The 1,751-nt window shown below is 54.8% G+C and carries 2 protein-coding genes; both read left to right on the plus strand.

Going from position 1 to position 1,751, the window contains the following annotated elements; translation table 11 throughout:
- The coding region (locus SD70_RS32485) for a PhzF family phenazine biosynthesis protein (RefSeq protein ID WP_156158317.1) at positions 1 to 674 on the plus strand (674 nt) is incomplete at its 5' end.
- Between the two features lie 104 nt (positions 675 to 778).
- Complete coding sequence (locus tag SD70_RS32490) at positions 779 to 1,270, plus strand: GNAT family N-acetyltransferase (RefSeq protein WP_197081256.1); 492 nt, start codon at positions 779 to 781, stop codon at positions 1,268 to 1,270.
- The last annotated feature ends 481 nt before the right edge of the window (positions 1,271 to 1,751 follow it).

Consider the following 1,751-nt stretch of genomic DNA (forward strand, 5'->3'; position numbering starts at 1 on the left):
GCCTTCACCTCTTTACTGAAAGCCGTGTACGGATCGTTGTAGTATGCCGTGAAATTCGGCAGAAGCTCATGATCACCGAGTCCCGGCGCATTCTTATACAGAACGAGGCAGAAGGGACGGCGCTCATTACGATGCGGCAGTCTCCCGCCCAGTTCGTCGCTTTCGAGGGGCGGGCCGATAGCTTGGCGTCCTCGATCGGTCTTTCGCCGGACGACTTGGACCCGGACTTGCCGATCGTGTACGGCAGCACCGGCATCTGGACGCTGCTTGTTCCCGTCAAACGGCTGGAGGCGTTCACCAGAATGGCTCCCGACAACAACAGGTTCCCTGAAATTTTGCAACAGATGCCGAGAGCCTCGGTGCATCCGTTCTGCTTGGAAACGTACGATGCTGCCGCTCATATGCATGCGCGCCATTTTTCCTCACCATTCTCGGGAACGACGGAGGATCCGGTTACGGGTACGGCATCGGGGGTTATGGGCGCCTATTATGCGAGGTACATCCGCCAAAGCGCCGCCAGGCCGCTGCAGCTTGTCGTCGAGCAAGGCCATGAAATCGGACGGGAAGGGCGCGTGCACGTCAGCGTCACTCCGAGCGGAGATACGTACGAGGTTGAAATTTCGGGATCGGGCGTTTATGTGGCCGACATCGAGGTACAAGCTGGGGACCCTTAGAAGGGGGCCCCGGGTCGTGCCTTTTGCATGTCGACGATGACCGGCGCAGCCGCAAGCCGAATTGGGATGCCGCTCCTGCACCTTACCGAAAAGGCGGGATGCCGATGGAATTGATCGATAACGATTTGCGATTGCGCCCCATTGCTTTGCCTCAAGATGTCGCCGCAGCTGTTCCTTGGTACCAAGACCCTGAGGTTCTTTATTACTCCGAGGGCGGAGCGTCGTCCAAGCCTTACGATTACGAAAAGGTACAGGCCATGTACAACTATTTGTTGAATAAAGCAGAAGTATACATCATCGAGGTCGATACAAAGGACGGGTGGCTCCCGATCGGAGATGTCGCACTGTTTCACGAATCCGGCGTTCCGATCGTCATAGGAAATCCGGAGTACCGGTCGAAAGGAATCGGGAAGCGCGTCATGAGGTTGATCATCAATCGCGCAAAGGTGCTGGGGCGGACGAATATTAGAACGAACGGCATCTATATTTTTAACAAGCGTTCTCGCCGGCTTTTTGAAAGCCTTGGCTTCACAATCGCGGAAAGTTTCGCCGATGACGACGGGAACGAATGCTATAGGTTCAATTTGAAGCTTTAAGCGACGATAGGGAACCGGTCAATCTGCCGGCGGGGCACGAGACGTTGCGATTTAACAGGAAAGCCTCGGGCTGCCCGAGAAAGGCGGAGCGGAAGATGGGATGCGGGCCCTGGGAGCTACAAGGTTAGCGTAGCAAAATCTCGCTTCGTAAGCATAAGCCTTTGAGCTCGTGTTCCCGCCAATTCGAGGGAACACGAGTGTGGGCGTTGCTGGAGCCCCACATTTTCAATCCGCAGCGCAGCCGTACTTTTTCGGGCAGCTGGAAAACCTCCCGTTATTTTGTGCTCATCCTCTTGTTTTTGATCCTTTTGCAGGAAAACCTCTGGCTAATCTCGCCGTTTCCCGGCATTTTCGCGGGCAGTCGCCATTTTAGATGGAGCTTTCTCCTAGGCCCCCTAATTAAACTGGAGTCCAAGCCCCCAATTAATTAAACTAAAGGTAATGGGAGGCGGGACAAAATGCGTTCGAAGAAAGTGTTTGA

It is taken from the genome of Gordoniibacillus kamchatkensis (assembly GCF_000829455.1).
Classification (GTDB): Bacteria; Bacillota; Bacilli; order Paenibacillales; family NBRC-103111; genus Gordoniibacillus; species Gordoniibacillus kamchatkensis.

Bases quoted from the DNA above. Each gene is read 5' to 3' on its own strand.
- SD70_RS32490 (WP_197081256.1), top strand. From the start codon at position 779: ATGGAATTGATCGATAACGATTTGCGATTGCGCCCCATTGCTTTGCCT.